Annotated in this window: 7 protein-coding genes; all 7 read right to left on the reverse strand. The window is 72.0% G+C overall.

Annotated features, from left to right (window positions below):
* Nucleotides 1–88: 88 nt before the first annotated feature.
* The 7 genes from ACWD0F_RS00390 to ACWD0F_RS00420 all read right to left on the reverse strand — a co-directional run bounded on the left by ACWD0F_RS00390 (nucleotide 89) and on the right by ACWD0F_RS00420 (nucleotide 7,343).
* Entirely contained in the window at nucleotides 89–1,300 is a 1,212-nt protein-coding gene (locus ACWD0F_RS00390; RefSeq protein WP_449871265.1) for a M16 family metallopeptidase, read from the reverse strand.
* Nucleotides 1,297–2,421: a hypothetical protein gene (locus ACWD0F_RS00395; RefSeq protein WP_449871266.1), complete on the reverse strand. Its 1,125-nt coding sequence runs from the start codon at nucleotides 2,419–2,421 to the stop codon at nucleotides 1,297–1,299. The genes ACWD0F_RS00390 and ACWD0F_RS00395 overlap by 4 nt, the downstream gene beginning before the upstream one ends.
* On the reverse strand, nucleotides 2,418–3,149 hold the full coding sequence (locus ACWD0F_RS00400; RefSeq protein ID WP_449871268.1) for a class I SAM-dependent DNA methyltransferase: 732 nt from the start codon (nucleotides 3,147–3,149) through the stop codon (nucleotides 2,418–2,420). Before ACWD0F_RS00400 ends, ACWD0F_RS00395 begins: the two co-directional genes overlap by 4 nt.
* A gap of 97 nt (nucleotides 3,150–3,246) precedes the next feature.
* Entirely contained in the window at nucleotides 3,247–5,139 is a 1,893-nt protein-coding gene (locus ACWD0F_RS00405) for a RiPP maturation radical SAM C-methyltransferase (protein WP_449871270.1), read from the reverse strand.
* Nucleotides 5,132–5,638 carry a flavin reductase family protein gene (locus ACWD0F_RS00410; RefSeq protein WP_449871272.1) on the reverse strand — a complete coding sequence of 169 codons (507 nt, stop codon included), beginning with the start codon at nucleotides 5,636–5,638 and terminating at the stop codon, nucleotides 5,132–5,134. Before ACWD0F_RS00410 ends, ACWD0F_RS00405 begins: the two co-directional genes overlap by 8 nt.
* The gene (locus ACWD0F_RS00415) at nucleotides 5,635–7,170 is read right to left on the reverse strand and encodes a tryptophan halogenase family protein (RefSeq protein ID WP_449871274.1); all 1,536 of its coding nucleotides are present in this window, start codon (nucleotides 7,168–7,170) and stop codon (nucleotides 5,635–5,637) included. Before ACWD0F_RS00415 ends, ACWD0F_RS00410 begins: the two co-directional genes overlap by 4 nt.
* On the reverse strand, nucleotides 7,170–7,343 hold the full coding sequence (locus ACWD0F_RS00420; RefSeq protein WP_449871275.1) for an MbtH family protein: 174 nt from the start codon (nucleotides 7,341–7,343) through the stop codon (nucleotides 7,170–7,172). Before ACWD0F_RS00420 ends, ACWD0F_RS00415 begins: the two co-directional genes overlap by 1 nt.
* Nucleotide 7,344 lies beyond the last annotated feature (1 nt).

Genomic DNA, 7,344 nt, shown 5'->3' on the forward strand with positions numbered 1-7,344 from the left:
TCTCTGCCGCGGACGATTCCTGAGCTCATGCTCACCGTTTTCTCCCGGCGTTTTCCCGGCCGCCGCATTTGTTGGCGACAAAACGCCATCACGCCGCGCCCGCCGTCGCCACGGCGAGCGGGCCCGGCGGCAGCGCGGCCAGGTCGGCCTCCCCCACCGCCTCGATGGCCGCGAGCTCGTCCGCGAGGGTCCAGCCGGGTTCGCCGGCCACCAGGGCGTGCCTGCCGTACAGCAGTGCCTCCTCCAGCGACTGCTCCGCCTCCAGCCGCAGCAGCCCGGCCGCGCGCCTGGCGGCCCGCGCCACCTCCGCCGCCGGCCATCGGGCCCCGGAGAGCGGCCCGTTCAGGAGCTCCGTGGCGCAGGTCACGACCTCGTCCACATGCTCGGGCGCGGTGGCGAGGAAGACCCGCCAGGCCCCCGCTTCGAGGTAGGGGGCGGCCACCGCCCACAGCTCGTAGCACAGCCCCCGCCGGTTGCGCAGCTCCTCGGTGAGCAGCGCCGAGCTGGCCCCGGCCAGCAGTTCCATCAGCACCGTCCAGGCGTGGCGCCGCGGGTCCGAGGACGGCGCCGCCGCACCGCCCAGCACCACCCCGGCGGTGTCCGAGTTGAGCGGCAGCGCCTTGCGTCCGCCGCTCAGGCGGGGCGTCTCCGCCGAGCCGTCGTGCTGCCACGGCGGCAACGCCGCCAGCGGTCCCATGTCCAGGGTCCGCAGCAGATCGTCGGGGTCGGCGCCACCACACACCACCACGCCGGCCGAGCCGAGAAGACGCCGGTGATGGTCGCGCAGCGCGTCCAGTTCCAGCCGGTCGACCTCCTGGATCGTGCCGCCGACCGGCCTGCCCAGCGGGTGGTCCGGGTAGGCGAGCTCGAAGAAGACATCATGGACGACGTCCAGCGGATCCGCCGCCGCCAGCCGCAGCTCCTCCCGCACGACCTTGCGCTCGGCCTCCAGCACCGCCGCGTTCAGCTCGGGCTCGGCCAGGGCGCGGGCCAGGATCTCCAGCGCCGCGGTCGCCTCCCCGGTCGGCACCCGCGCGTACAGCGCCAGGTGCTCGCGGCCGGTGATCGCGTTCGCCTCGCCGCCGAGCTCCTCCAGCAGGTCCACCACCCGCTCCCCGCCGGCCAGCGGGGTCTGCATCAGGATGTGCTCCAGCAGGTGCGTGCCGCCTGCCGTACCGGCCCGCTCGTGCCGGGAACCGGCGCGCAGCCACACGCTCACCGTGGTGACGGCGGCGCCCGGCCGGTGCACCAGCCACACGGGCGCCCCGGTGCGCGAGGGCACGTGGATCGGGCGGCTCACAGGCCGGCCCGCAGGGCTCCCACCGCCTCTGCCCCCGCCATCAGATCCTCGTCCACCTCGGTGCCGTGGACGAGGATGAACCGTCCCACAGGCGTGTGCGCCCACAACGCGCCGCCGTGCTCGCGCAGCGTCAGGACGTCGGTGAGCTCGCCGCCCTCGACGGGCAGCGCGAACAGGATCAGCCCCGACTTCAGCGCGGCCCGCGGGCTCAGCCGTTCCAGGAGCGCCGACTCCGGCCTGCGCAGCTGCAACGTCGTGGCCGCCAGGCGAAGCGGGCGGCGCAGCGCCCTCAGCACCCTCGCCCGCCGCCGTGACCGGCTCTGCCGGACCTGCGCCCGGCGCTCGCCCGGCAGCTCGGGCACGTCGAACGGGCTGCGCTCCAGCAATCGCGCCAGCTCGGCGTACTCCGGCCACACCTCCGCCTCGCCGATCGCCAGCGCGCACCGCGCGAGCGTGGCCTCGTCCGCGCCGCCGAGCAGCACGGCGGCGTCGACCAGGTCCCTGGCCCGGTAGCGCTGCTCGAACCGCTCGTACACCAGGGCCAGGAGGTTCTTGACCACTTGGTCCTGCGGCGCGCCCGTGCGGTGCGGCGCCCCGATCCCGTCGCCGATGTAGGCCAGCGTGCTCAGCTCGATCCCGTACGGCAGGCCGTGCGGATCGTCCGGCAGGCGCCGCAGACTGACGATCACCTCGATCCCGCCGCCGAACCTGACGAACGTGGCGGTGTGCATCGACCAGCCCTGGGCCAGCAGCCACCCGGTCAGCGTCCACAACCGGTCACGTTCGGGCACCCAGAGGTCCAGGTCGTTCATGTACCTGAGCAGCCCGCCCGGATACCGGTCGGCGAACTCCAGCCCCTTGAGCGAGACCGGCCGGTCCGGCAGGCGCTCCCACTGCTCGCGGTAGAAGGCCATCCGTCCGCGCTGCTGCGCCAGCTCGTGCGTCAGGGCCGGGCTGAGCCGCTGCCCCTCGCTCTCCCAGGCGCTCAGCAGCGTGGCCACCAGCGAGGGCTGCTCGCACCTGGCGACGTGCAGCACCTCGCCGGGCGTCTCCATCTCCTGGCCGGTGATCAGTTCGAGGGTCGCGACCACCTGCTCCGCGCTGAGCGCGGGCGCGCTCATGCCGGCCTGCGCAGGCACCACACGGCCGTCGAGGAGCCGGGCGTGAGCGGCTCCCCGGCGAAGCCGGCGTGCGCGCTCTCCACCTCCCAGCCCGTCTCCGCCGCCCACTGCCCGATCTCGGCCATGGTCAGCAGGCACATCCGGATCGGCGGGAAGTAGAGCCGGTCCACCACCCGGCGCTCTTCGAGCGTTTCGAGCAGCCCTGTCATCTCGACCTCCAGTCCCTGCTTGTCCAGCATGCGGCTGATCTCCCACACGGCCCGCCGCTCGTCCCAGACCCGCAGCCTGGGCACGCCGTCGCGGGCCTTCTGACGTTCCGGGCGCGGCTGGACGACCTCGAAGGCGAGCCGCCCGCCCGGCAGCGCGTTGCGGAACGCGCAGGCCAGCGCGTCGCGTACGGCCGGGCGGCGCAGGTGGTTGAAGGTGTTCTGGCCGCAGTACTGCAGCGCCACCGGCTCGGGCAGCTCGCAGTCCGCCAGATCGGCCTGGATCAGGTCGATCCCCGGGCCCAGCCGCTCGCGGGCCGCGCGTAACATCGCCGCCGAGATGTCCACCCCGACCCGGGGTTTGAGCTCGGCGGCCAGCCGGCCGTCGCCGATGCCGAGATCGGCGACGGACCCGTCCGCCGCGACGGTCAGCCGCTGGTAGTAGGCGACCTCCCGCGGGTCGGCGCCGCCCAGCGCGGTCCAGGTGAGGTAGAGCTCCGCCCAGTGGTCGAAGTCGTGCATCACGTCCTCCGGTGTCGGGACTTTGATCACACCACCGCGCCCGCCGGCCGGACCGGCCGGCGGACGCGACTGGCACAAAGATGCCGCCGCCGGCTCCCTAGCCGGTGGTCAGCACCAGGGGCTGGCGGCGGGAGCTGACCAGCGAACGCCGTGGCCGGGGCATCGGGTCGGTCTCGGACTCGGCCAGCACCAGGCTCATCGCCCGCTCCCCCTCGGCGAAGATCAGCCCGCGCTCGCGCAGCTCGCCGACGTGCGCGGCGTCCTCAGGGGCGAGCCGGTCCAGGCGGGTGGGCCGTTCGAGGACGAGCAGCGTGCGCGCGACCGCCTCGTCCAGCTCGTACCGCGACAGCGTCCCCGACCGGGAGTCGGTCACGACCCACGACCCGCCGTCCTCCTGGTCCAGCCGCAGGACGGGCGGGTCGCCGTCCTCCCAGCCCCGCGACCAGGCGGTCACCGCCGCGGTGAGCGGCCGGATCCACTTGGCCACCGCGATCATGTACGGCGCGACGGCCCGGTCGTTGAAGTAGTAGGCCAGCCGGCTCAGTGACTCCTCGGGGAAGGGGTAGGTGAGCCGGTAGTGGTCCACGGGGCGCAGGTCCAGCCCGAAGTCCCCGGCCTGGTTGAAGTAGGGGCTGTACCGGTCGAACCGGACCGGGAAGACGCCTTCCGGCGGCGGCAGGTGGGCCAGCGACGGCAGGTCGTCGACGTACTTGGCGAAGGTCTCCTCCCCCTCGCCGGGGAAGCCGATGAGCAGGTTCCACGCCGGGGCGATGCCGTACCGCACGCAGTTCTTCAGCAGCTGGATGTTCTGGAACGCCGAGGAGCCCTTCTTCATCAGTTTCAGCGTGCCTGTCGACAGCGCCTCGATCCCGGGCTGGATCCTGTCGACGCCCGCCCTGGCCATCTCTCTCATGTCCTGCTGGTCGAGGCCCACCTTGACCTCGTAGAAGATCGACGCGCCGGCCGGCGGCCGCAGCCTGGGCAGGACGTCGGTGAGGTACTCGAGCGGCATGATGTTGTCCGTGCAGGAGTAGACGGTGCACCAGGGCGCGTACTCGAAGAGCCGCTCGAACTGGGCGACGGCCCGGTCCGGCGTCATCGCGCGGTAGGCCATGCCCTGCCCGTTGAGCCCGCAGAAGGTGCAGTGCGAGCGCTCACCCCACCAGCAGCCGCGCGAGGTCTCGAAGAACAGGATCGGCTCGACCCGGTCCTCGACGGTCGCGCTCAGCTCGTCGAAGGACGACACGAACGAGGCGTAGTCGGGCTCCACGCAGTCGTCGATGTCGGTGTCGGCGCCGATGGCCCGCCGGTAACGCTCCTCGTGGCAGTTGCGCCGCGACACGACGCCGAGGATGCGGTCCGGGGTCTCCTCGTCGCCGTCGATGACGGCCCGCAGGAAGCGGGGGAAGCTGCGCAGGGCCGGTCCGGAGAAGGCGTAGTCGAGCTGGGGGGCGTGCTCCACGAGGGCGGCGCCCATCGGCGCCTCGCAGTTGGCGCCGCCCATGACCGTGACGGTGCCCGGGGCGCGTTCCTTGATGACGGCCGCCATGGCCAGGCTGGGCACACTCTGCATGAACATCGAGCTGAAGCCGACCACGTCGGCGTCGGCCAGCCGGTACTTGTCCGCCAGGTGCGCGCAGAACTCGCCCAGGCGCTCGCGGTGCCGCATCAGCCGGGCCCGCAGGGGCGCGTGCGCGGGCCCGGCGAAGTAGCGGCCGAAGTACTCCTCGTCGTTGTCGGGCGCGTCCGGGAAGGCGACCTGGCGGAAGAGCCAGTCGCCGATGCCGGCCACGTGGTGCTCCATGCCTTCGGCGACGGCGTCGTACAGCTCGGTTCCGAAGAAGCGCACCACGTCGTGGTTGAGGTAGCAGACGCGAACGCTCACCTCGTCGCCGAAGTCGCGCTGGACCAGCGAGGAGAGCTGGCTCAACGCGAACGACGGCCGCCTTCGGTCGGCGAAGGGCATGTTGACCAGAGCGAGGTCAAGCACTGAGGATCCTTCCTGCGTCCCGGTGCCAGGTGGCGTATTTCCGGAAGCCGTACATGAGCGGTGATTCGAGGTCGTTGGTGATGTCGGCGACCCGGCCGAGCACGAGCGCGTGGTCGCCGACGGTCCAGACCTCCTCCACCGTGCATTCCGCCCAGCCGTGCAGGTCCTCCTCCAGCCGGGGCAGCCCCAGCGGCCCCGCGGGAGCCCACCGGACGGCGGAGAACCGGTCCGCGGTGAGCGAGGAGAACAGCTCGGCCACCGCTCGCGACCTGGCGGGCAGCAGGTTGACGCCGAAACCGCCGGCGCCGACGGTGGCCGCCAGGGTACGGCTGTGCACGTTCATGCTGACCAGCAGCGTCGGCGGGGTGAGGGTGACGCTGATCAGCGAGGAGCAGGTGAGCCCGCACGGTTCGCCGTCCGGGCTCATCGCGGTCACCACCGCCACGCCCGTCGGGTAGGCGCTCATGAACGCGCGGCAGGCCTCGGCCAGCGGGGTCAACGCAGGCTCGTCAGGTACTCGTGGGCGGTGGGCAGCGCCGCCACCATCCGGTCGGCGGCGGCGCGCAGGGCGGCGAACTCCGCCTCGGCCCCCGCCGGGTCGAGATGGGCGAGTGCGGGGCGCGGGCCGTACGGGGCGTGGCCCAGCCCGAGCAGCATCGTGATCCACGAGTAGAGCTCGAACCCGTGGTAATGGGGGTAGATCATGCTCTCGTCCGGGAGCCGGGTGGCCGCGGCCGCCAGGAACCCGGTCAGCCACTCCGGGATCGGGCGGACCTTCGCCTCTTTCCAGTACGGCGTGTCGGCCCGGGCCGCGGCGCGGTAGTGCAGCACCAGGAACTCCCGCACCCCGTCGATCACCCGGGCCACCTTGTCGTTGTAGCCGTCGATCAGGTGCGGCTCCCAGCGCTCGTCGGGGAAGTGCTTGACCAGCTGCTCGATGGCGTGCTGGATGAAGAAGATGCCGGTCGACTCCAGCGGCTCGACGAATCCGCTGGACAGGCCGACCGCGACGCAGTTGCCGACCCAGGACCGTTCGTTGCGGCCGATCCGCATCTGGATGTGGTTGGCCTCCAGGTCGTCGCGGCCCGGTGCGGCGAAGGCGCGCAGCGTGCGCTCGGCCTCCTCCGGCGAGCAGTACTCGTCGGAGTAGACGTAGCCGGTGCCGTTGCGGCCGTAGAGCGGGATGGTCCAGATCCAGCCCGCGTCCATGGCCGTGGCCGTGGTGTAGGGGTTGATCAGCTCCTGCTCCTGGCGGGGGACGCGCAGCGCGACGGCCCGGTTGTTGGGCAGCACGTCGGTGAAGGAGCGGAACCGCTCGCCGAGCGTCTGGTTGATCAGCAGGCCGCGGAAGCCGGTGCAGTCGACGAAGAGCTGCCCGGTCACCTCGCCGTGCTCCTTGGTGACGACGTGGCTGATCCAGCCCCGCTCGTCCTGGCCGACCGCCGTGACGTCGTCGCGCACGTGGCGCACGCCGAGCCGGACGCCGACGCCGGTGAGGTAGGTGGCGAGCTGGGCGGCGTCGAAGTGGTAGGCGTAGGGGAACTGGGCCCGCTGCTCGTCCAGGGTGGAGCGGCCCAGCGAGCCGTCCAGCCCGGAGGCGAACAGGCTTCCGTCGAGCAGCCTCGGGGCGCGCCGGTTCTCGCACAACGACGGCGTGAGGTAGCAGTTCCGGTCGAACGGCTCGCCCGCGCCGTTCAGCTGCAGGTGCCAGTCGGCGAGGGTGAAGCCGTCACGCACCCGCAGCCGCTCGAACGGGTGGTAGAAGTGGCCGCCGTCACCGCGCCAGTTCTCGAAGCGGATGGCCAGCTTGTAGGAGGCGGCGCAGTGCGGCATCCACTCGCGCTCGTCGAGGCCCAGGTAGTCGAAGAAGTGCCGCACGGTGCTGAAGGTCGCCTCGCCTACGCCGATGGTGGGGATGCGGGGCGATTCGACCAGTGTGACGGAGACCCGGTCGCCGAAGGCTGTCTTGAGGTAGGTGGCGGTCATCCAGCCGGCTGTCCCGCCGCCCACGATCACCACGTCGTTGATCATCAGTGCTGTCCTCTCAGACTGAGCGGCCGCATGTCGGTCCAGACGGCCGAGATGTGCTCCAGGCACTCCGCACGGCTGCCGCGAATCCCCTCGTCAGTCCAGCCGGCGGGATTGTCGCGGCCCTCGGGCCAGACGGAGTACTGCCCCTCGTGGTTGACGACGACTTTGAACATC

Source organism: Nonomuraea sp. NPDC002799 (assembly GCF_053592075.1).

Bases quoted from the DNA above. Each gene is read 5' to 3' on its own strand.
- ACWD0F_RS00395 (WP_449871266.1), bottom strand. From the start codon at position 2,421: ATGAGCGCGCCCGCGCTCAGCGCGGAGCAGGTGGTCGCGACCCTCGAA.
- ACWD0F_RS00400 (WP_449871268.1), bottom strand. From the start codon at position 3,149: ATGCACGACTTCGACCACTGGGCGGAGCTCTACCTCACCTGGACCGCG.
- ACWD0F_RS00415 (WP_449871274.1), bottom strand. From the start codon at position 7,170: ATGATCAACGACGTGGTGATCGTGGGCGGCGGGACAGCCGGCTGGATG.
- ACWD0F_RS00420 (WP_449871275.1), bottom strand. From the start codon at position 7,343: ATGTTCAAAGTCGTCGTCAACCACGAGGGGCAGTACTCCGTCTGGCCC.